The following is a 553-nucleotide window of genomic DNA, read 5'->3' as shown; positions in this document are numbered from 1 at the left end:
GGCCAGATCCGTTCTATCCCATTCAAGAAGACCGATCAGGCGGTCGTTCCTTACCTCGAAAAGGCGGAGATCGACGCCTTGCTCGCCGCTCCGGATCGGCGAACGGAGCAGGGTCGGCGCGACTACGCCCTGCTGCTGTTCCTCTACAACACTGGTGCGAGAGCGTCAGAGGCGGTCGGCGTCAAGCTGGCGGACCCGGACCTGAACGCCCCCAGCGTCAAAATCCATGGCAAGGGCGGCAAGCAGCGATATTGCCCATTGTGGACCCCCACCGTCGTCGAGTTACGGGCACCCGGCGCAGACGGAGCCCCTTCTCGATCCGTCTTCCTCAATCGCTGCGGCCAACCCATCACTCGCTTCGGGATCCATACCGCCGTCGAGCGTTATGGCCTCAAGGTCGTCGCCAAAATGCCGTCGTTGGCGACAAAGCGCGTAAGCCCTCACTCCATCCGCCACACCACGGCGACCCATCTCCTGCGCGCCGGCGTCGACATCAACACAGTCCGCGGATGGCTCGGGCACGTCTCGCTGGACACCACGAACGTCTATGCAG

General features: G+C 63.5%; 1 protein-coding gene. It reads left to right on the top strand.

The genetic code is table 11. The annotated features are described in order from the left end of the window. Positions 1 to 553, top strand: a 553-nt coding sequence (locus EOA33_RS38095) for a tyrosine-type recombinase/integrase (protein ID WP_145989617.1), incomplete at both ends; no start/stop codon positions are given.

It is taken from the genome of Mesorhizobium sp. M4A.F.Ca.ET.050.02.1.1, assembly GCF_003997725.1.
GTDB lineage: Bacteria > Pseudomonadota > Alphaproteobacteria > Rhizobiales > Rhizobiaceae > Mesorhizobium.
The sequence above is the reverse complement of the archived record's forward strand: the minus strand, read 5'-3'. Positions and strand labels throughout refer to the sequence as shown.